This is a genomic window from Streptomyces asoensis (assembly GCF_016860545.1).
Lineage (GTDB): Bacteria > Actinomycetota > Actinomycetes > Streptomycetales > Streptomycetaceae > Streptomyces > Streptomyces asoensis.
In genome coordinates this window covers 2001773-2022156 of the sequence record NZ_BNEB01000003.1, presented here as the reverse complement: position 1 = coordinate 2022156, position 20384 = coordinate 2001773, and the positions used below count along the sequence as shown (strand labels likewise).

Genomic DNA, 20384 nt, shown 5'->3' with positions numbered 1-20384 from the left:
TTCCGGCGGGCCCCTCTGGAGTTCATATGGCACTGACCTACGACGTTCGCCTCTACTCCATCGAGGTTCGCAAGGATCGCCCGAAGCCCTACCGCCTGCGTTGGCTGGTCGGGGAGCGGAAGCACTCCAAGAGCTACACACTCAAGGTCCAGGCCGAGGGGCGCCGCTCGGAACTCATGTCCGCCGTGCGGCGCGGTGACCAGTTCGACGAGGAAACGGGCCTGCCCGTATCCGAGCTGCGTGCCAAGCAAGGCTCCATCACCTGGTACGAGCACAGCCGCGCGTACGTCGACCGCAAGTGGGCGCTGGCCCCGGCGAAGTCGCGGAAGAACTACGCCGATGCGCTGGCGACCATCACCCCCGCACTGGTGAAGACGAAGACGGGGATGCCCGACACCGCGCTTATGCGGCGTGCGCTGTACGGATGGGCGTACAACCGGAACCGCTGGAACGAGACCCCGCCGGACGATGTGGCCCGCGCCCTCACCTGGCTCTCCAAGCACTCCATGCCGGTCTCAGCGCTGGAGGACCCGGCGACCGTTCGTCTGGCCCTGGACGCACTGTCCTTACGGCTGGACGGAAAGGAGGCAGCACCGCGCACCGCGAAGCGCAAGCGGGCCTGCCTGAGTGACGTACTCGGACTCGCCGTGGAAGAGCAGTACTTCACCATGCCGGTCAACCCGATCACGGCCGTGAAGTGGACCGCCCCGAAGTCGGTGGAAGCGGTGGACCCCGAGAGCGTTGCCAACCCCCGCCAGGTTCGCGCGCTGCTGGCAGGGGTGCGTGAGCAGGGCCCCCGCGGGCGGCATCTGGAAGCATTCTTCGGGTGCCTGTACTACGCGGCCATGCGTCCCGCTGAGGCCGCCGGACTGCGCGTGAGTCAGTGCCACCTCCCGGAAACGGGGTGGGGGATGCTCACCCTGCGGCAAGGCGTTGTCCGGGCCGGACGGAGCTGGACCAACGACGGAACGGCGCATGAGACGCGCCATCTCAAGGCCCGTGCCAAGAAGGACTCCCGCCCGGTGCCGATCCCGCCGCACTTCGTTCGTCTGCTGCGGCAGCACATCGCCACGCACGGCGCAGCGCCCGACGGCCGACTCTTCCGGACGAACCGTGACGGCCTACTCCAAGAGACCGGCTATGGGGAGGTGTGGGCCAAGGCCCGGAAAGACGTGCTCAGCGAGGCGGAAACGGCCTCGCTCCTGGCGCGTCGTCCCTACGACCTGCGGCACGCCGGCGTCTCGTTCTGGCTCAGTTCCGGGGTGGACGCGATGGAGTGCGCCCGCCGCGCAGGACACAGCATCGCGGTACTGCACAAGGTGTACGCCAAGGTGCTCGACCAGACACGGGAGCACGCGAACAGCCGAATCGATGCGGCCCTTCGGGAGTGGAACGAGCCGGAGTGATCAAGCTCTCCCCCGGGGGACACCTGGGGGACACAGGCTGGTCGAGAGTGGGAAACGGGCGGTACAAGGTGAGACACGTCCACACGTCGTCCACGGTCAATCGAACAGCGCCCGGAACGAAGAAACCCCCTCCGACCTGCCGTTAAGGCTGGTCGGAGGGGGTTTCCCTCAGCGTGGCGGCGCCAGGATTCGAACCTGGGAAGGCTGAGCCGGCAGATTTACAGTCTGCTCCCTTTGGCCGCTCGGGCACACCGCCGGGTTTGCCGCCTGTTCGAACCGCTTTTCGGCGGTGCTCCCTGGCAACGACGTAAACGATACCCGATGCCCAGGGGTGCTTCGCCACCTGATTCCTCGACGCCGGGAGGGGGCGGGGTGACTAGGCTTGTGCGGATGCGGCCCGGGATCACGCCGGGCTCGGCGGTCACCCCCACGTGCGCCGATACGCACCCGACACGGACCCCGATACAAGGAGCCACAGGACATGGCCGACTCCAGTTTCGACATCGTCTCGAAGGTCGAGCGGCAGGAGGTCGACAACGCCCTCAACCAGGCCGCCAAGGAGATCTCGCAGCGCTACGACTTCAAGGGCGTCGGCGCCTCGATCTCGTGGTCCGGAGAGAAGATCCTGATGGAGGCGAACTCCGAGGACCGGGTGAACGCCGTCCTCGACGTCTTCCAGTCCAAGCTGATCAAGCGCGGGATCTCGCTGAAGGCGCTGGAGGCGGGCGAGCCCCAGCTCTCCGGCAAGGAGTACAAGCTCTTCGCCGAGATCAAGGAGGGCATCTCCCAGGAGAACGCCAAGAAGGTCGCGAAGCTCATCCGCGACGAGGGCCCCAAGGGTGTGAAGGCCCAGGTGCAGGGCGAGGAACTGCGCGTCAGTTCCAAGAGCCGTGACGACCTCCAGACCGTCATCACCCTGCTCAAGGGCCAGGACTTCGACTTCGCCCTGCAGTTCGTGAACTACCGGTGATCCGGAACCACTCGTAGCCCGGCGGGCGATGGCCGGATCGACGGCCCGGTCGGCGGCCGGGGGACGCTGGAGCGTCGCCCGGCCGCCGCCGTCCGCCACGGGAGGGTGCTCCCGGCGGCATGCCGTGGGCCGGCCTCGGCGCTCAGTCGCGTGAGTTGCCGAACAGCAGACGGTAGACGATCAGCAGCACCAGGGAACCGCCGATCGCCGCGGCCCAGGTCGCCCCGTCGTAGAAGTCCTTGGTGATGGGGTGGTCCAGCCAGCGGGCCGATATCCAGCCGCCGATGAAGGCGCCCGCGACGCCGATGAGGGTCGTGCCGACGAAGCCGCCCGGGTCGCGCCCCGGCAGCAGCACCTTGGCGATGACTCCGGCCAACAGTCCCAGGATGATCCAGCTGATGATGCTCATGCCCTGAACCTGCCCTTCCGCGCTGTGCCCGCGCTGTCGGGGCACTGTGATGTAGCTCGCTCCGGACGGGCCGTGCTCGGTTCCGTCGCGCCCCGCGTCCTGCGCCGCACGCGGGTTCGTGTCATGTTGATGAGGACGACGCCCCGACGGCACCCGACGGTTCCGTCGCTCACTAGGGTGCCGTTCATGGAACAGTCCGGGTCGGGTACGGAACTGCGGCGGACGCTGGGCGTCGGGGACGCCGTGGTCATCGGGCTCGGCTCGATGATCGGTGCCGGCGTGTTCGCCGCACTGGCTCCCGCCGCGCACGCCGCGGGTTCCGGGCTGCTGCTCGCCCTCGCCCTCGCCGCGGTGGTCGCCTACTGCAACGCGATGTCCTCGGCGCGGCTGGCCGCGCTCTATCCGGCGTCGGGCGGCACGTACGTGTACGGCCGTGAGCGCCTCGGTCCCTTCTGGGGATATCTGGCGGGCTGGTCCTTCGTGGTCGGTAAGACGGCCTCCTGTGCGGCGATGGCTCTCACGGTCGGGGCGTACGTCTGGCCGGGTCAGGCGCACGCGGTGGCGGTGGCGGCCGTGGTGGCGCTGACCGCGGTGAACTACGGAGGCGTGCAGAAGTCGGCGTGGCTGACGCGGGTGATCGTGGCGGTGGTCCTGGCGGTGCTCGCTTGCGTGGTGGTCGTGTGCCTGGGGTCGGGCCGGTCCGACGGCGGGCGGCTGGACGTCGGGATCTCCGGGGGTGTCGGTGGCGTGCTGACGGCGGCCGGCCTGCTGTTCTTCGCCTTCGCGGGGTACGCCCGCATCGCGACCCTGGGCGAGGAGGTGCGCGACCCGGCGCGGACCATCCCGCGTGCGGTTCCGTTGGCCCTGGGCATCACGCTGGTCGTGTACGCGTGTGTGGCGGTCGCCGTCCTCTCCGTGCTGGGTCCGGTCGTTCTCGGGCAGGCGGAAGCTCCGTTGGCCGACGCGGTCCGGGCGGCGGGGGTGCCCGGGCTGACGCCGGTGGTACGCGCCGGGGCCGCCGTCGCCGCGCTGGGCTCGTTGCTCGCCCTCATCCTGGGCGTCTCGCGCACGACGCTGGCGATGGCTCGTGACGGGCATCTGCCCGGCGTCCTGTCGGCCGTCCATCCCCGCTTCCGGGTGCCGCACCGGGCGGAGCTCGCCGTGGGCGCGGTCGTCGCGGTCCTGGCCGCCGCGGTGGACGTCCGGGGTGCGATCGGGTTCTCCTCCTTCGGTGTGCTGACGTACTACGCGGTGGCCAACGCGTCGGCCTGGACGCTCGATCCGGCGCCGTCCAAGCGGCTGCTGCCCGCGCTGGGGTTCCTGGGGTGCGTGGTCCTCGCGTTCGCGCTGCCGGGGACCTCCGTCGCCGTGGGCGCGGGAGTACTGCTGGCGGGCGTGCTCGCCTACGCGGTACGCCGCCGGTCGGCCGCCCGCTAGGCGTACGGGCGTACGAGGCGGCGGGCCGCTACGAGGTGCCGCTCGCCCGGGTCGTCGCCACCGTGCGTATGCGGAACCCCGACCCCGTCCACGGGGTCGGGCCGACCGCCCTCCCCCACAACTGCTCGATCTCGGTCATGCGTTCATGATGCAAGCCGCCACCGACAAGCGGGTGGGCCTGTGGACAACCTGCCGTCTGTGGAAAACCGCCGGGCGCAGGCCGTCGGACCGGGGCCGGCGGACGCGGACGGTTCCGCCTCGTCAGCGCCCCGCGAACGGCTCGTCGGTGCGCACGATCTCCCGGCCGAGCGGGAACAGCGAGACGGGGATCAGCTTGAAGTTCGCCACGCCGAACGGGATGCCGATGATCGTCAGGCAGAGCAGCAGCCCGGTGACGATGTGCCCGATGGCCAGCCACCAGCCCGCGAGGACCAGCCAGAGCACATTGCCGACACAGGAGGGCGCCCCCGCGTCCCGGCGCTCGATCGTCGTGTAGCCGAAGGGCCAGAGCGCGTAGACCCCGATACGGAACGCGGCAATGCCGAAAGGAATGCCGATGATCGTGATGCAGAGCAGCACTCCGGCGGCCAAGTAGGCCAGGAACAGCCAGAAGCCGCTCAGGACCAGCCAGATGACGTTCAGAATGGTCTTCACTGGTGACGACCTGCCATTTTCTCGAGGCGGGCGATGCGGTCCGCCATCGGCGGGTGTGTCGAGAACATCTTGGAGAGCCCCTGGCCCGGGCGGAAGGGATTCGCGATCATCATGTGGCTCGCGGTCTCGATGCGGGGCTCCGGGGGCAGCGGGAGCTGCTTGGTCCCTGTCTCCAGTTTGCGCAGCGCGCTCGCGAGGGCAAGCGGGTCGCCGGTGAGCCGGGCGCCGGAGGTGTCCGCCTCGTACTCCCGGGAGCGGCTGATGGCGAGCTGGATGAGGCTGGCGGCGAGCGGCCCGAGGATCATGATCAGGAGCATGCCGAGGATGCCGGGGCCGTCGTCGTCGTCCGAGCGGCCGATCGGGATCAGCCAGGCGAAGTTGACCAGGAACATGATCACGGAGGCGAGGGCGCCCGCCACCGAGGAGATCAGGATGTCGCGGTTGTAGACGTGGCTGAGTTCGTGACCGATGACGCCGCGCAGTTCTCGCTCGTCGAGCAGGCGCAGGATCCCTTCCGTGCAGCACACGGCGGCGTTGCGCGGGTTGCGGCCGGTGGCGAAGGCGTTGGGCGCCTCGGTCGGGGAGATGTACAGGCGGGGCATGGGTTGGCGGGCCTGTGTGGAGAGCTCACGGACCATCCGGTACAGGGCGGGGGCCTCGAACTCGCTCACGGGGCGGGCGCGCATCGCGCGCAGCGCCAGTTTGTCGCTGTTCCAGTAGGCGTACGCGTTGGTGCCGAGCGCGATCAGGACCGCGACGATCAGCCCCGTGCGGCCGAAGAAGCTGCCGATGAGGATGATGAGGGCGGACAGCCCCCCGAGGAGTACTGCGGTCCTGAGCCCGTTGTGCCGGCGGTGCACGGTACGCCCTCCAGATCGTGCGGCAGGGGAACCCTTTGCCTGCGAGTCCTGTCGTTGTCGTTGTCCAAGGGCACTGTGTCGTGGTGTCACACCCAGTGCACCCTCCCGTACTGGTCAACGCCAGGCGGGAGACACGAGTTCCCTGGTGCCTGCGGGCGGGCGGTGGGCCGTTCGGGTGAGCGCGGGCCCCTGCGCGCGCGTGACGGTTCAGAAGAGGCCGGTGTCGGTGAACCGCAGGATGAGTTGCGGCGCCCCGGAGAGGGCGATCCCGAGGGCGGCGGTGAGACTGATCGCGATCGTGAGCGGGGCGGGTACGCGGTGCTTCTCCGGCTCGCCCTCGGGGGCGCGGAACAGCAGGGCCGTCCACTGGAGGTAGTAGTACAGGGCGATCACCACGTTGACGGCCATGACGACCGCCAGCCAGCCCAGGCCGGCGTCCACGGCGGCCGAGAAGACGGTCACCTTGGCGAAGAGGCCGATGATGCCCGGCGGCAGACCCGCGAGGCAGAGCAGGAAGAAGGCGAGCAGGAGGGCCGCCAGTGGGTTCCTCGCGTAGAGGCCCCGGTAGTCCGTGATCCGGTTCGTGGCGCCGGTGCGGCCCACCAGGGCGGCCACCGCGAACGCGCCCAGGTTCACGGCGGCGTACATGAGGGCGTAGGCGACGGTGGAGCCGACGGCGTGCTCCGCGTCGTCGGAGTACGCGGCGGCGGCGATCGGGACGAGGAGGTAGCCGGCCTGGCCCACGGACGACCAGGCGAGCAGGCGCACGGCGCTGTACGCGCGCGTGGCCTGCTGGCGGAGGGCGCCGACGTTGCCGACGGTCATGGTGAGGGCGGCCAGCGCGGCGAGCGCGGGGCCCCAGACGTCGGCGTACGAGGGGAAGGCGACGACGGTGACGAGGATGAGGCCGGAGAATCCGACGGCCTTGCCGACGACGGACAGGTAGGCGGCGATGGGCAGGGGGGCGCCGACGTAGGTGTCGGGGACCCAGAAGTGGAAGGGCACCGCGGCCGTCTTGAACGCGAAGCCGATGAGGGTGAGGACCACACCCGTCTGGGCCAGGGTGCTCAGCCGGCCGTCGACGTGCTGGATCCGGTCGGCGACCTGGGTCAGGTAGAGGGTGCCCGTCGTGGCGTACACGAAGCTGATGCCCAGGAGGCTGACGGTGGTGGCGGTGACGGACGACAGGAAGAACTTGAGGGCCGCCTCGGAGGACCGGCGGTCGCCGTGCCGGATGCCGACGAGGGCGAAGGCCGGCAGGGAGGCGACCTCCAGCGCGACGACGAGGGTGGCGAGGTCGCGGGAGGCGGGCAGCAGGGCCGCGCCGGCGGCCGACGACAGCAGCAGGAACCAGAACTCGCCTTCGGGGAGCCGTCCGCGCGCGTCCTTGAGGGCGGTGACCGACAGCAGGGCCGCCAGCAGCGCTCCCGCGAGCACCAGGAACTGGATGACGAGGGTGAAGCGGTCCGCCGTGTAGCTGCACACGCGTGTGTCGCCGGTGAGGCAGAACGTGGAGCGGTCGCCGTCCAGGAGGGGCAGCAGGAGGGCCGTGGCGGCCACGAGGCCCGCGACCGACAGCCAGCCGAGGAGCGGCTTGCGGGCGTCGCCGAGGAACAGGTCGGCGACGAGGACCACGATCGCGACGACGGCCGCGAGGGTGGGCGGTGCGATGGTGAGCCAGTCGACGGACTGGACCGACGATCCGGCCAGAGGCTGGAACACGGGTTGGGCCAGGGAGCTCATCGGGTGCCTCCTGCGAGGAGCTGCTGTACGGCCGGGTCGGTCAGACCGAGGAGGACCTTGGGCCACAGGCCGGCGATGACGGTGAGGGCGACGAGCGGGGCCCAGGCCGCGATCTCGTAGGTCTGCACGTCGGCGAGGCGCGGGGCGTCCTGGGGGACGGCCCCCATGCAGACGCGGCGCACGACGGTGAGCAGGTACGCGGCCGTGAGCAGGGTGCCGAACGCGGCGATCGCCGTGAAGGTGAGGAAGGCGGGGCGGCTGAGGTCGTGGGCGGGGTCGAAGGCTCCGAACAGGGCCAGCATCTCGCCCCAGAAGCCGGCCAGGCCGGGCAGGCCGAGCGAGGCGACGGCGGCGAAGGCGAGGAGTCCGCCCAGGCGGGGCGTCCGGCCGTACAGGGCGGCGCCGGTCCGCTCGGCGAGGGTGTCCAGGTCGGTGGTGCCGGTGCGGTCCTTCAGGGCGCCGACCAGGAAGAAGAGGAGGCCGGTGATCAGTCCGTGGGCGATGTTGGCGAACAGGGCGCCGTTCACGCCGGTCGGGGTCATGGTGGCGATGCCGAGCAGGACGAAGCCCATGTGGCCGACGGAGGAGTAGGCGATGAGGCGTTTGAGGTCGCCCTTCGCGCCCTGCTTGGCCAGGGCCAGGCAGGCCAGCGATCCGTAGATGATGCCGACGACGGCGAAGGCGGCGAGGTAGGGCGCGAAGGTGCGGAAGCCGTCGGGTGCGACCGGCAGCAGGATCCGGACGAACCCGTAGGTCCCCATCTTCAGCAGCACTCCGGCCAGCAGGACCGAGCCGACGGTCGGGGCGGCGGTGTGGGCGTCGGGCAGCCATCTGTGCAGGGGCCACATCGGGGTCTTCACGGCAAGCCCGATCCCGATCGCGAGAACCGCGACGACCTGCACGGATGTGGTCAGCGACCGGCCGTTGTCAGTGGCGAGTGCCACCATGTCGAACGTGCCCGCCTTGATTCCGATCAGGAGCAGGCCGAGCAGCATGACCACGGACCCGAGCAGGGTGAAGAGGATGAACTTCCAGGCGGCCCGGGTCCGGCCCGCGCCGCCCCAGCGGGCGATGAGGAAGTACATCGGGATCAGGACGGTCTCGAAGGCGAGGAAGAACAGCAGCAGGTCGAGGACGGCGAACGTGGCGAGCGTGCCCGACTCGAGGAGCAGGACGAGTGCGACGAAGGCCTTCGGGGAGGGCTCGGGGGCCCCGGTCGTCGGCTGCTGTCGCTGCTGCCTGAAGTAGGAGTAGACCGCGCAGAGGAAGGTGAGCAGCGCGGTGAGGACGAGGAGGGGGAGGGAGATGCCGTCGACGCCGAGGTGGACGCGCACGTCGAGCGCGGGGATCCAGCTGATGTCCGTGACGGCCTGCATCGTCGAGGGGTGGTCGTGGTCGAAGCCGAGCGCGAGGACGACGGCGGCGACGAGGATCACGCCGGTCACGGTCACGCCGTGCCGCAGCACGGCCTGCTCGGGTGACTTCCCCTTCAGCCCGGGCGGGGCCGGGAGGAGGGCGGCCACGGCGCCGAGGAGCGGGCCGACCACGATGAACGCCAGAAGGAACTGCATCACGGACTCGTTGATATCGATCACGCGCGCTCACGCTCCCGAGGCGACGAGAAGGGCGGCGACCGCCAGGACGACGGTGCCGGCGAGCAGCGCGCTCACATAGGTCTGGACGTTGCCGGTCTGGGCGCGCCGTACGGCGGCTCCCAGCCAGCGGGGCAGGGCGCCCGCGCCGCGTACGTAGGTGTCGACGACCTCGCGGTCGAGGAACCGGACGAGGCTCGCGCCGGCCTGGACGGGGCGGACGAACAGCACGTCGTAGACGGCGTCGAGGTGGAAGCCGGCGGCCGCGTGGCGGTGCAGGGGGCCGAGCAGGAGCCGGCCCGGGTCGGCGGGGTCCGGGGCGGAGGCCACGTCTCCGTAGGCCGGTGTGTGGGTCGCGATGGCTTCCGCTTCGACGAGGCCCGCGTCGCCCTCGGGATGAGCGGCGACCGCGCCGAGGGGGACGCGCGCGGCGAGTCCGGCGACATGGCGCCAGGCCGCGTACATGACGAGCCCGCCGGCCAGGGCCACGCCCGTGCCGAGGACGGAGGTGGTGAGGGTGGGTGCGAGGTCGTTGCCGTCGAACCAGTCGGGGAGGGTGCGGTAGGCGAACCCGCCGAGGGCGAGGGACGGAACGGCCAGGACCCAGAGCACGACGGTCATGGTCAGGGGCTGGCGGCCGTGGTCGGGGGCCTCGGTGCCGCGGCCGTGGAAGGTGAGCAGCCAGAGGCGGGCCGCGTAGGCGGCGGTGAGGAGGGCGGTGATCAGACCGGCGACGAGGACGAGCCAACCGGCCGCGCCGGGCGCGTTCTCGGTGTGACCGGTGGTGACGTGCTCGGCGGCGCCGAGGACCGACTCCTTGGAGAAGAAACCGCTGAACGGCGGGATCGCGGCGAGCGCGAGCAGCGCCACGGTCATCGTCCAGTAGGCGTCGGGGATGCGGTCGCGCAGGTGGCTCATGCGGGACATGGCGGCCAGGGAGTTGGTGCCGGCGGCGTGGATGATCACGCCGGCCGCCAGGAACAGCAGGGCCTTGAAGGCTCCGTGCGAGAGGAGGTGGAAGACGGCGGCACCGCGATCGCCGACGGCCAGGGCGCCGGTCATGTAGCCGAGCTGACCGATCGTCGAGTAGGCGAGGACCCGCTTGATGTCGTCCTGGGCGAGGGCGGCCAGGCCCGAGCCGACCATGGTGACGGCGGCCATCACGGCGAGGACGACCATCGCGGCCCGGGACGCCTCGAAGACGGGGAGGAGACGGGCCACGAAGTAGACACCGGCGGCGACCATCGTCGCGGCGTGGATCAGCGCGGAGACGGGGGTCGGGCCCGCCATGGCGTCCGGGAGCCAGGTGTGCAGCGGGAACTGCGCGGACTTGCCCGCCACGCCCGCGAGGAGCAGCAGGGCGATGACGGTGGGGTGGTCGAGTCCGCCGTGGGCGACGGCGTCGAGGACCTTCGTGATCTCGAAGGAGCCGGCGTCGGTGGCGAGGGCGAACAGACCGATGAGGAAGGGGACGTCGCCGAGCTTGGTGACCAGGAAGGCCTTGAGGGAGGCGGCGCGGGCCTCCGGGGTCTCCCAGTAGTGGCCGACCAGGAAGTAGGAGCAGATGCCCATGACCTCCCAGCCGACCAGCAGCACCATCAGGTCGCCGGTGTAGACGACCAGGAACATCGCGGAGGTGAAGAGGGAGACGAGCGCGGCGTACGAGGGGTAGCGCGGGTCCTCGCGCAGATAGCCGGTCGAGTAGATCTGGACGCAGGTGGCGACCAGTGCGACCACGACGGCGACGAGGGCGGCGAAACCGTCGATGTGCAGGGACAGCTCGATCGGGACCGAGCCGGTGGGGGTCAGTTCGGTGGCCGCGTCGACGGACGCTCCCCCGTCCTGGCGTACGGCGACGATCGCGGCCGCCACGAGTGCGGCGAGGGTCGGCAGCACGGCCAGTGGGCGGACGAAACCGGGGGCGTTGCGGCCCAGGAGCAGGCCGGCGGCGGCGCCCAGGAAGGGCAGGAGGGGGACGAGGACGGCGAGGGTGGTCGTGGTCACGCGGTGGCCTCGGCCTTCTGGCCGGCCGCACCGGTCGCGGGGGTGCCGCTCGGGAGGTCGTCCGGGCTGCTCTCGTGGCCCTCGGCGGTGTCGCGGAGCCGGTCGATGTCCGCGGTGCCCTTGTTGCGGTGGACGGCGAGGACGATCGCCAGGCCGATGCCGATCTCGGCGGCGGCGATGGCGATGGTGAACAGCGTCAGGGCCTGGCCGGAGTGCAGGGTGTCCTCGGTGGTCCTGCTGAGCCAGACGTCGAAGGCGACGAGGTCGAGGTTGACGGCGTTGAGCATCAGCTCGACGGACATCAGGACGAGGATCGCGTTGCGGCGGGCGAGGACGCCGTAGAGGCCGGTGCAGAAGAGGAGGGCGGACAGCACGGCGGGATAGGCGAGGTGCATCAGCGGGTGCCGCCTTCCTGCTCGGCCGGGTTCCTGCGGGCGTCCGGAACAGAGGGGGAACTCTCTGTGACGGTTCGGGAACTCTTCGTGGCGGCCCGGGCGTTCATGGGGGGAGAGCTCGATTCGGTCTTCGCCTTGCGGGAGAGCACGATCGCGCCGACCAGCGCCGCGAGGAGAAGGACGGACAGGGCCTCGAAGGGGAGGACCCAGTTCTGGAAGAGGCTCGCTCCGGTGACCTCGGTGGAGCCGGCGGCCGGACCGTCCAGGTCGATCCAGGTCGTCCGGAAGGCGTCGACCACCACCCAGACGAGGGCGGCGGCCGCGGCCACGGCCACCGTCAAGGCGGCCCAGCGGTTGCCGGAGTCCGCGTCCGGGGAGCGGCCGATGGGGGCCTTGGTGAGCATCAGACCGAAGAGGAGGAGCACGACGACGGAACCGACGTAGATGAGGACCTGCACCCAGGCGATGAACTCGGCGGTGAGCAGGAGGTACTCGACGGCGAGCCCGCCGAGGGCGACCACGAGCCACAGGGCCGCGTGGACCAGTTGCCTGGTGGTCACGGTGACGAGGGCGGCGCCGAAGGTGACCAGCCCGACGAGCAGGAAGGCGATCTCGACACCGGTCGGGGAGAGGAAACCGTGGTGCGTCTGAGCGAGAGTCACGATGCCCCTCCCTGGGGCTCGTCCGGCCCGGCCTGGGCCGCCGCGAGCTTCTCGGCCGCCTTGCGGGCCGCCGCGATCTCCTTCGGTTCCTCGGCGGCGGGGTCGAGGGCGGGTGGCGCCGGGACGGTCCACATCCATTCGCGGAGCTTGTCGCGTTCGTGGGTGAGTTCGTGGATGTCTGTCTCGGCGTACTCGAACTCCGGGGACCAGAACAGGGCGTCGAAAGGACAGACCTCGATGCAGATACCGCAGTACATGCACAGGGAGAAGTCGATGGCGAAGCGGTCGAGGACGTTCCGGCTGCGTTCGCGGCCACCCGGGGCGGCGGGCGGGACCGTCTCCTTGTGGGAGTCGATGTAGATGCACCAGTCGGGGCACTCACGGGCGCAGAGCATGCAGACCGTGCAGTTCTCCTCGAACAGGCCGATGACGCCACGGCTGCGCGGCGGGAGTTCGGGCTGGGCGTCCGGGTACTGCTCGGTGACCGTCTTCCGCGTCATCGTGCGCAGGGTGACGGCCAGGCCCTTGGCTAGGCCGCTGCCGGGAAGGGACCGGCGGGGCCGCTCGGAGGGCGCCGTCGAGGGGTGCGGGTCGGGGGACGGGCGGGACATGGCTACTGGATCACCACCTTGACGATGCCGGTGAGGGCGATCTGGGCGAGGGACAGGGGGACGAGGAGGGTCCAGGAGAGCTTCTGCAACTGGTCCTCGCGCAGGCGGGGGTAGGTGACGCGGAGCCAGATCACCACGAAGGCGAGGACGGCCGTCTTGAGGAGGGTCCAGACCCAGCCGAGGCCGTCGGCGCCTCCGGGGCCGTGCCAGCCGCCCAGGAAGAGGACGGTGGTCAGACCGCACAGGACGACGATTCCGGCGTATTCGGCGAGGAGGAAGAGAGCGAAGCGCAGACCCGTGTACTCGGTGTACGCACCGAAGATGATCTCCGAGTCGGCGACGGGCATGTCGAACGGCGGCCGTTGGAGCTCGGCCAGTCCGGCGACGAAGAAGACGATCGCGCCGGTGATCTGCCAGGGCAGCCACCACCACTCGAAGGCGTCGACGATGCCGGGCAGCGAGACCGTGCCGGCCGCCATCGCCACCGAGGCGGCGGTGAGCAGCATCGGAAGTTCGTAGGCGAGGAGCTGAGCGGCGGTGCGCAGGCCGCCGAGAAGGGAGAACTTGTTGGCACTGGCCCAGCCCGCCATGAGCGAGCCGAGCACGCCGACGCCCATCACCGCGAGCACGAAGAAGATCCCGGCGTCCACCGTCTGGCCGACGGCGCCCTCGCCGGGGCCGATGGGAATGGCGAGGAGCACCAGGAGGTACGGCAGGAGGGCCACGGCCGGCGCGAGCTGGAAGATACGGCGGTCCGCGCCCGCGGGGACGATGTCCTCCTTCTGCGCGAACTTGACTCCGTCGGCGACGAGCTGGGCCCAGCCGTGGAAGCCGCCCGCGTACATCGGTCCCAGCCGGCCCTGCATATGGGCCATCACCTTGTGCTCGGTCTGACCGACGATCAGGGGGAAGGTGAGGAAGACGACGAAGACGACCAGGAGTCGCAGGGCGACGTCGAGAACGTCGTTCACGGTCGGCCTCCTGCGGGATCGTCGGGGTCGGTTCGCTCCGGACCACCCGGCTCGGCGGCGGGACGCGGCTCGTTCTCGGTCCGCGGCTCGGTCTGCGGCTCGGGAGTGGGCTCGGGGTCCGGTTCGGGAGTGGGCCCGGGGTCAGGATCGGGATTCGGGCTCGGGGCTGCGTTCTCCGCGGGCGGGTTCTCCGGGGACGCGTTCTCGACCGGTTCGCCCCGCTCTCCCGGTTCGCCCCGCTCCCCCGGCTTGCTCGGCTGCCCCGGCTTGCTCGGCTCGGGCTTCTGCTCGGGCTTCTGCTCGGGCTTCTGCTCGGGTTCGTCGAAGGCCGGGCGGGCGTGGTGCCACGGGGCGTCCGAACTGCGGGGCGCCGTGGAGGGGCGGGCGGGGGTGTCGGAGGGTGCCGCCGACGGCTGGGTGCGCTGGGAGGCCGATCCCTGGGAGGCACTGCGCGCGCGACGCGGTCCCCTCGGGGCGACGGGCGGGCCCGATGCACCGGGAGCGCCGGGGCTGGTGGGCGTGCCCGGGGCGTCCGGCGCCGTCGGCTCCGGTGACGGCGTGGCTGCGGCCGGAGTCGCCGGGCCCACCGGCGCGGCCGAGGCGGCCGGGCCGGACGGGCTTGCCGGTGCGGCCGGGATGGGCGTCTGGCTGGCCGAGCCCTGCGAGGCGGAGCGGGCGCGGCGGGCGGGACGGTCGCCCACCGGGCTTCCCGTCGCCGCTTCTCCCCGCACCGGGCGCTCCCCCGCCGGACGCTCACCGGCCGGACGCTCACCGGCCGGGCGGGCCGCTGCCGGACGGGCTGGGCGGGCTGGGCGGGACGGGGCGGGCGGGAGTTGGCCCTTGAGGGGGCCCCATTCGTTCGGGTCGGGGACGCCCGGGGGGAGCATCTGGCGGCGCTTGGGGCCGCCGTGCTCGGACTCGCCGGGTTCCTTGGCGCCGGGCCAGGCCTTGGCGACGCGGGCGGCGAGGACGAAGTCCTTGCGCAGGGGGTGGCCTTCGAAGGTGTCCGGGAGGAGGAGGTGGTCCAGGGCGGGGTGGCCCTCGAAGGTGACGCCGAACATCTCGTGCGTCTCGCGTTCGTGCCAGGCCGCACCGGCGTAGACGTCGACGGCCGAGGCGAGGACCGGGGCCTCGTGCGGGACCGTCGTGCGCAGCAGCAGGCGGCGCACCGGGGAGAGCGCCACGACGTGGGCCGAGACGCGGAAGCCCGTGCCGGGTTCGTCGACGGCGCTCAGCCAGTCGAAGTAGGTGCAGGACAGACGGTCGCGGGCGACGCGCAGGGCGTCGGTCCAGGAGGAGGGAGGGACGTCGACCGTCAGGACGTCGTAGGACTCCTCGGCCGTCGCCTCGGGGCCGAAGAGCTCTTCGGCGGGGGCGGGGAGCCAGCCGACGTTGCTCATCGGCCCTCCTCCGGAGTCGGCGAGGAGGACGGTGTGGCAGGGGAGGTAGGAGCGGCCGGTGTGGCCGGGGGCCGGACGAGGCCGCTCTGGAGGGCCGCCGCCGAAGGACGTGCCGAGGCGCCGTAGCGCTCGCTCAGCGACTCCTTGGCGATCTTCTCCTGGAGTTTGAGGATGCCCTGGAGGAGGGCCTCGGGGCGCGGGGGGCAGCCCGGCACGTACACGTCGACCGGGATGATCTGGTCGACGCCCTTCGTCACGGAGTAGGAGTCCCAGTAGGGGCCGCCGCAGTTGCTGCACGCGCCGAAGGAGATGACGTACTTCGGCTCGGGCATCTGCTCGTAGAGGCGCTTCACGGCCGGGGCCATCTTGTCCGTGACCGTGCCGGAGACGACCATCAGGTCGGCCTGGCGCGGACCCGGCGCGAAGGGGATGACCCCGAGGCGGATGAAGTCGTGGCGGGCCATCGACGCGGCGATGAACTCGATGGCGCAGCAGGCGAGGCCGAAGTTGAAGACCCAGAGCGAGTAGCGGCGGCCCCAGTTCAGGATCACCTTCATCGGCTCCGGGGCCAGCCGGGCCAGGGTTCCCAGCCGCTTCGGCTCGGGCAGCGGTACCGGTTCCGGCTGCTGCGGGGCGTTCATGTCCGGCGTCACGCCCATGTCAGGACGCCCTTCTTGTAGGCGTACAGCAGGCCCACGGCCAGGAAGCCGAGGAAGATGAACATCTCCACGAGGGTTGCGGCGCCGTAGCCGGGGGCCGCGAAGACCGTCGCCCAGGGGAAGAGGAAGATCGAGTCGACCGCGAAGATGACGTAGAGGAAGGCGTAGACGTAGTAGCGGACCTGGGTGTGGGCCCAGCCCTCGCCCACGGGGTCGACGCCGCACTCGTACGTCAGAAGCTTCTCCGGCGTGGGGACCACGGGGCGCAGCAGGCGTCCCGCGCCGAAGGCCACGGCGACGAACAGCACGCCGACGACGGCGAGCAGTCCGACGACGGAGTAGGACTGGAAGTAGTCCGCCGCGACTTCCGCCGCGACCTCGACGGTCCGTTCCCGCACGTCCGTCCCTCGCTCCCTGACCTCAGTCTCTTCGACGACAGGCCGTTCGACGATCTGTACGCACGGGAGTCTAGGCCCTGATAAAGGGACGGTAAGCAGCCCGTCACGCCTCGGTCCGTGGGGCGGGGGTTTTCCCCCGGCCGGGGAAGGCGGCAGACCTCATGGCGCGGCGCCGTGCGGCGCGGCAGGCTAGCCCGTATGACCGCTGCCGCCGGCCGATCCGCCGCCACGCCAGAGAGCCCCGCCCCCGGTATCCACTCGCCTGGTAGCTCCGCACACGCGAGCTCCGCACCCGCGAGCTTCACGCCGGTGAGCGTCGATCCCAGAGGTTCCGATCGCGGGGGCCCGGAGGAGCGTCTGCCTCCGGTCGGCTTCGCCTTCGCCCCGCAGACGTGGAGGGAGATCGCCCATCTCCTGACGAACCTGCCCATGGCGCTGATCGGGTTCGTCTATGTGATGACGGTGATCGTCACCGGCGCCGCGATGACGGTCACGGTGATCGGTTTCCCGCTGCTGGCGCTCGGGCTGGGCGGGGCGCGGCTGCTGGGCCGGTTCGAGCGGGGGCGGGCGCGGCTGCTGCTCGGGCTGCGCGTGGACGAGCCGAGCCCGTTGCCGCTGCGCCGGGCGGGCGGGGTCCTCCAGCAGATGTGGCTCGTGCTGAAGGACCCGGTGGCCTGGCGGACGGTGCTGTACGACCTCGTGCGGCTGCCCTGGGGGGTCCTGACGTTCGGTGTGGTCCTGCCGGCGCTGTTCGTGCTGTGGCCGGTGCTGCCGTTCCTGGCGCGCGGGCTGACGAACGTGGACCGGGCGCTGGTGCGGGGCCTGCTGTCGCCCTCCGACGAGCTGGAGCGGCGGATCGCCGAGCTGGAGTCGGACCGGGGGGTCGTGGTCGACACGGCGGCCGCCGATCTGCGGCGCATCGAGCGTGATCTGCACGACGGGGCGCAGGCCCGTCTCGTCAACCTGGCCATGGGGCTCGGTCTGGCGAAGGAGAAGCTGCTGGAGGGGCAGGCCGACGACGCCGTGGCGGCCATGGTGGAGGAGGCACACGGCGAGGTGAAGCTCGCGCTCCAGGAGCTGCGGGACCTGGCGCGGGGTATCCATCCGGCCGTCCTGACCGACCGGGGGCTGGACGCGGCGCTGTCGTCGGTGGCCTCGCGCTGCACGGTGCCGGTGAAGGTGACCGCCGACCTGCCGTCGCGGCCGGCGCCGGCCATCGAGGGCATCGCGTACTTCACCGTCTCGGAGCTGCTCCAGAACATCAGCAAGCACAGCGGGGCGCGGTCGGCCTCGGTCGACGTGTGGCGGACCGACGACCGGCTGCTCATCCAGGTGTGGGACGACGGCCGGGGCGGGGCCCGGCTCGACGGCGGGTCGGGGATGCGGGGGCTCGCGGAGCGGCTGGACGCCGTCGACGGGCTGTTCGTCGTGGATTCGCCGGCGGGCGGCCCCACGACGGTGACCGCGGAGCTGCCGTGGCGCGACCGCGGACAGGGCTGAGAGCGGGCGGATCGGACCCGTCGGCGCCTCGGGGGTAGGGAAAACCCCCGTGCCAAGACGCCGACGGACTCCATGGTCCGCGGGCGCGGCGCCGAGGAGGGTGGGAGGTACGGATCGACAACTGCGCCACGACCAGGACGAGTAGAACGGACGACGCCGATGGCCACGCAGTACGGGCAGTACGGGCAGCACGACCAGGTCGGGGACGGCCTCGGTCTGTTCGGGCACCAGGACCGGTCGGGGCCGGAGTACGGGCGCGCGGACGCGGGACGGCGGCGCCGGCTGCTGCCTGCGGGGCTGCGTGAGCCGTTCACGGCACGCCACTGGCGGGAGCTCGTCTACGTCGTGCTCGGTCTGCCGATCGGCGTCCTGCTGTTCACGTTCATGATCACGATGCTGTCGCTGGGCGCGGGCCTGCTGGTGACGTTCCTCGGCGTCCCGGTGCTGGCGGCCGGGCTGGCCGCGGCCCGTGGCTTCGGGGCGCTGGAGCGGGTCCGGGCGCGGGGGCTGCTGGGTCTGGAGGTGGCCGATCCCGAGCCGTTGCGGCCGCGGAGCCGGGGCGCGATGGCGTGGATGGGTGCCGTCCTGAAGAGCGGCACGTCATGGCGGCAGGCGCTGTACGCGGTGCTCCAGTTCCCGTGGGCGGTGTTCTCGTTCTCCGTCGCGGTGACCGTGTGGTCGTTCGGCTGGTCCATGCTGACGTACCCGCTGTGGTTCTGGGTCTTCCCGATGTACGGGGGTCAGGGCGGGCTCCAGCTGTACGGCGACGAGCAGCACAGCGTCTACCTCGACAACCCCTTCGAGATCGCGGTGACGGCGCTGGTGGGCCTGCTGATCACGCTGGCCGCGCCGTGGATCGTGCGGGCGCTGACGACGGTGGACCGGCTGATGGTGCACGGGCTGCTCGGCCCGTCGTCGCTGGGCGCCCGGGTGGTGGAGCTGGAGTCGGACCGGGGAGTCGTCGTGGACACGGCCTCCGCCGATCTGCGGCGCATCGAGCGTGATCTGCACGACGGCGCGCAGGCCCGTCTGGTGGCCCTGGCCATGGATCTGGGGCTGGCGAAGGAGAAGCTGCGGGAGGACCCGCGGGCGGCGGCGCGCATGGTGGACGAGGCGCACGGCGAGGTGAAGACGGCGTTGCAGGAGCTGCGGGACCTGGCGCGGGGTATCCATCCGGCCGTCCTGACCGACCGGGGGCTGGACGCGGCGCTGTCGTCGGTGGCCTCGCGCTGCACGGTGCCGGTGCGGGTGGACGTGGATCTGGTGGAGCGGCCGGCGCCCGCGATCGAGGGGATCGCGTACTTCACCGTCTCGGAGCTGCTCCAGAACATCAGCAAGCACAGCGGGGCCCGGTCGGCCTCGGTCGACGTGTGGCGGGCGCAGGACCGGCTGATGTTGCAGGTGGTGGACGACGGGGTGGGCGGGGCGGACGCGTCCGGCGGGGGGTCGGGGCTGGCCGGCCTGGCCGGACGGCTGGACGCGGTCGACGGGATCCTGGTGGTGGATTCGCCGGTGGGCGGGCCCACCCGGGTGACGGCGGAGCTGCCCTGGCGGGCGGAGGGCGCCGCCTGAGGCGCCCGGCGCCCCCCGGTACCCGAGGCTGCACTGCCGCCGAGGCCCCCTCGGCGGCAGTGCAGCGTCGCCGCTCGTCAAGCCCCGGTGGTCGCGAAGCCTCGGCGCAAGTGAAGCCTCGGCGCAAGTGAAGCCTCGCGGTCGTCAAGCCTCGCCTGTCGTCCTCGTCGTCCAACCCCTCGTCCCCCCACCCCCGCCCCCGTCCCCTTTCGTGTCCGTGTCCCCCGGCGTCCGTCCGTTTTCGAAGTCGGCCGGAAAACGTGCACGAAGGACTCCCCGCCCGTGGTCGGAATGCTTGACTGGTTCGACCAACGGGTGGACGGCTGGGGGGCCGAGGATCGTGGAGGACAGGGTGCGGGTGGTCATCGCCGAGGATTCGGTGCTGTTGCGGGAGGGACTGACCCGGTTGCTGACCGACCGGGGGCACGAGGTGGTGGCCGGGGTCGGGGACGCCGAGGCGTTGGTCAAGACCGTCACGGAGCTCGGCGAGGAGGGCGCGCTGCCCGATGTCGTCGTCGCGGACGTGCGGATGCCGCCCACCCATACGGATGAAGGCGTGCGGGCCGCCGTCCAGCTGCGCAAGACGCATCCCGGTCTCGGGGTGCTGGTGCTGTCGCAGTACGTGGAGGAAAGGTACGCCACCGAACTGCTGGCCGGTTCCAGCCGCGGGGTGGGGTATCTGCTCAAGGACCGCGTGGCGGAGGTGCGGGAGTTCGTGGACGCCGTGGTCCGGGTCGCGCGGGGCGGAACAGCCCTCGATCCGGAGGTCGTGGCGCAGCTGCTCGGGCGGAGCCGGAAGCAGGACGTGCTGACCGGGCTCACCCCGCGGGAGCGGGAGGTCCTCGGGCTGATGGCCGAGGGGCGGACGAACTCGGCGATCGCGCGGCAGCTGGTCGTCAGCGACGGGGCCGTGGAGAAGCACGTCAGCAACATCTTCCTGAAACTCGGCCTGTCGCCGAGCGACGGGGATCACCGCCGCGTGCTCGCGGTGCTCACCTATCTCAATTCGTGACGGAACGGCACTGTGCCTTCGTCCGGTGGGGGAACCCGTAGGGGGCGGCGAACGAGCGAGCGGTGAAACCGTGGCGCGGGTCCGGAGCGTCTGCCGGACCGGCGCCGGGGAGCGGGAAATCATGAAAGC

19 protein-coding genes and 1 tRNA gene are annotated in these 20384 nt (G+C 71.4%); 6 read left to right on the top strand and 14 right to left on the bottom strand.

Features of this window, described 5'->3' with window-relative positions; all coding sequences use genetic code 11:
• The first annotated feature begins 26 nt into the window (after positions 1 to 26).
• Positions 27 to 1406, top strand: a complete 1380-nt coding sequence (locus tag Saso_RS21700; protein WP_189925315.1) for a tyrosine-type recombinase/integrase — start codon at positions 27 to 29, stop codon at positions 1404 to 1406.
• A gap of 174 nt (positions 1407 to 1580) precedes the next feature.
• On the opposite strand, the gene Saso_RS21695 is transcribed toward Saso_RS21700, so the two are convergent.
• Positions 1581 to 1662: transfer RNA gene (locus Saso_RS21695), tRNA-Tyr, on the bottom strand.
• Between the two features lie 225 nt (positions 1663 to 1887).
• On the opposite strand from Saso_RS21695, the gene Saso_RS21690 reads away from it, so the two are divergent.
• The gene (locus Saso_RS21690; RefSeq protein WP_189925317.1) at positions 1888 to 2376 is read left to right on the top strand and encodes a YajQ family cyclic di-GMP-binding protein; all 489 of its coding nucleotides are present in this window, start codon (positions 1888 to 1890) and stop codon (positions 2374 to 2376) included.
• A 142-nt stretch (positions 2377 to 2518) separates the two neighbouring features.
• On the opposite strand, the gene Saso_RS21685 is transcribed toward Saso_RS21690, so the two are convergent.
• Entirely contained in the window at positions 2519 to 2785 is a 267-nt protein-coding gene (locus tag Saso_RS21685; protein WP_189925319.1) for a GlsB/YeaQ/YmgE family stress response membrane protein, read from the bottom strand.
• Positions 2786 to 2971: 186 nt separating this feature from the next.
• Here Saso_RS21685 and Saso_RS21680 point away from each other — a divergent pair, with 186 nt between their 5' ends.
• Entirely contained in the window at positions 2972 to 4222 is a 1251-nt protein-coding gene (locus Saso_RS21680; protein ID WP_189925320.1) for an APC family permease, read from the top strand.
• Positions 4223 to 4483: 261 nt separating this feature from the next.
• On the opposite strand, the gene Saso_RS21675 is transcribed toward Saso_RS21680, so the two are convergent.
• The 12 genes from Saso_RS21675 to Saso_RS21620 form a co-directional block, all read right to left on the bottom strand.
• The gene (locus Saso_RS21675; protein WP_189925322.1) at positions 4484 to 4876 is read right to left on the bottom strand and encodes a YccF domain-containing protein; all 393 of its coding nucleotides are present in this window, start codon (positions 4874 to 4876) and stop codon (positions 4484 to 4486) included.
• A complete protein-coding gene (htpX, locus tag Saso_RS21670) occupies positions 4873 to 5736 on the bottom strand; it encodes a zinc metalloprotease HtpX (protein ID WP_189925324.1) in 864 nt (287 codons plus the stop codon). Before htpX ends, Saso_RS21675 begins: the two co-directional genes overlap by 4 nt.
• Before the next feature lie 207 nt (positions 5737 to 5943).
• Entirely contained in the window at positions 5944 to 7479 is a 1536-nt protein-coding gene (locus Saso_RS21665) for an NADH-quinone oxidoreductase subunit N (protein ID WP_189925326.1), read from the bottom strand.
• Positions 7476 to 9074 (bottom strand): complex I subunit 4 family protein, encoded by a 1599-nt coding sequence (locus Saso_RS21660; protein WP_189925328.1) that lies wholly within the window; start codon positions 9072 to 9074, stop codon positions 7476 to 7478. Before Saso_RS21660 ends, Saso_RS21665 begins: the two co-directional genes overlap by 4 nt.
• A gap of 6 nt (positions 9075 to 9080) precedes the next feature.
• Entirely contained in the window at positions 9081 to 11075 is a 1995-nt protein-coding gene (locus Saso_RS21655) for an NADH-quinone oxidoreductase subunit 5 family protein (protein WP_189925330.1), read from the bottom strand.
• Positions 11072 to 11470: an NADH-quinone oxidoreductase subunit NuoK gene (nuoK, locus tag Saso_RS21650; protein ID WP_189925332.1), complete on the bottom strand. Its 399-nt coding sequence runs from the start codon at positions 11468 to 11470 to the stop codon at positions 11072 to 11074. The genes Saso_RS21655 and nuoK overlap by 4 nt, the downstream gene beginning before the upstream one ends.
• Positions 11470 to 12132 (bottom strand): NADH-quinone oxidoreductase subunit J family protein, encoded by a 663-nt coding sequence (locus Saso_RS21645; protein WP_189925334.1) that lies wholly within the window; start codon positions 12130 to 12132, stop codon positions 11470 to 11472. The genes nuoK and Saso_RS21645 overlap by 1 nt, the downstream gene beginning before the upstream one ends.
• On the bottom strand, positions 12129 to 12632 hold the full coding sequence (locus Saso_RS21640; protein WP_189925561.1) for a 4Fe-4S binding protein: 504 nt from the start codon (positions 12630 to 12632) through the stop codon (positions 12129 to 12131). Before Saso_RS21640 ends, Saso_RS21645 begins: the two co-directional genes overlap by 4 nt.
• A gap of 113 nt (positions 12633 to 12745) precedes the next feature.
• Positions 12746 to 13714 carry a complex I subunit 1/NuoH family protein gene (locus Saso_RS21635; RefSeq protein ID WP_189925335.1) on the bottom strand — a complete coding sequence of 323 codons (969 nt, stop codon included), beginning with the start codon at positions 13712 to 13714 and terminating at the stop codon, positions 12746 to 12748.
• Positions 13711 to 15114: an NADH-quinone oxidoreductase subunit C gene (locus Saso_RS21630; RefSeq protein WP_189925337.1), complete on the bottom strand. Its 1404-nt coding sequence runs from the start codon at positions 15112 to 15114 to the stop codon at positions 13711 to 13713. The genes Saso_RS21635 and Saso_RS21630 overlap by 4 nt, the downstream gene beginning before the upstream one ends.
• Entirely contained in the window at positions 15111 to 15773 is a 663-nt protein-coding gene (locus Saso_RS21625; protein WP_189925339.1) for an NADH-quinone oxidoreductase subunit B, read from the bottom strand. The genes Saso_RS21630 and Saso_RS21625 overlap by 4 nt, the downstream gene beginning before the upstream one ends.
• A complete protein-coding gene (locus Saso_RS21620; protein ID WP_189925341.1) occupies positions 15764 to 16171 on the bottom strand; it encodes an NADH-quinone oxidoreductase subunit A in 408 nt (135 codons plus the stop codon). Before Saso_RS21620 ends, Saso_RS21625 begins: the two co-directional genes overlap by 10 nt.
• Positions 16172 to 16480: 309 nt before the next feature.
• Here Saso_RS21620 and Saso_RS21615 point away from each other — a divergent pair, with 309 nt between their 5' ends.
• From Saso_RS21615 to Saso_RS21605, 3 genes are all read left to right on the top strand, one after another.
• Entirely contained in the window at positions 16481 to 17671 is a 1191-nt protein-coding gene (locus tag Saso_RS21615; protein WP_189925353.1) for a sensor histidine kinase, read from the top strand.
• 159 nt (positions 17672 to 17830) lie between these two features.
• A complete protein-coding gene (locus Saso_RS21610) occupies positions 17831 to 19243 on the top strand; it encodes a sensor histidine kinase (protein WP_189925355.1) in 1413 nt (470 codons plus the stop codon).
• A gap of 340 nt (positions 19244 to 19583) precedes the next feature.
• Positions 19584 to 20255, top strand: coding sequence for a response regulator transcription factor (locus Saso_RS21605; RefSeq protein ID WP_189925357.1), 672 nt, complete (start codon positions 19584 to 19586; stop codon positions 20253 to 20255).
• The last annotated feature ends 129 nt before the right edge of the window (positions 20256 to 20384 follow it).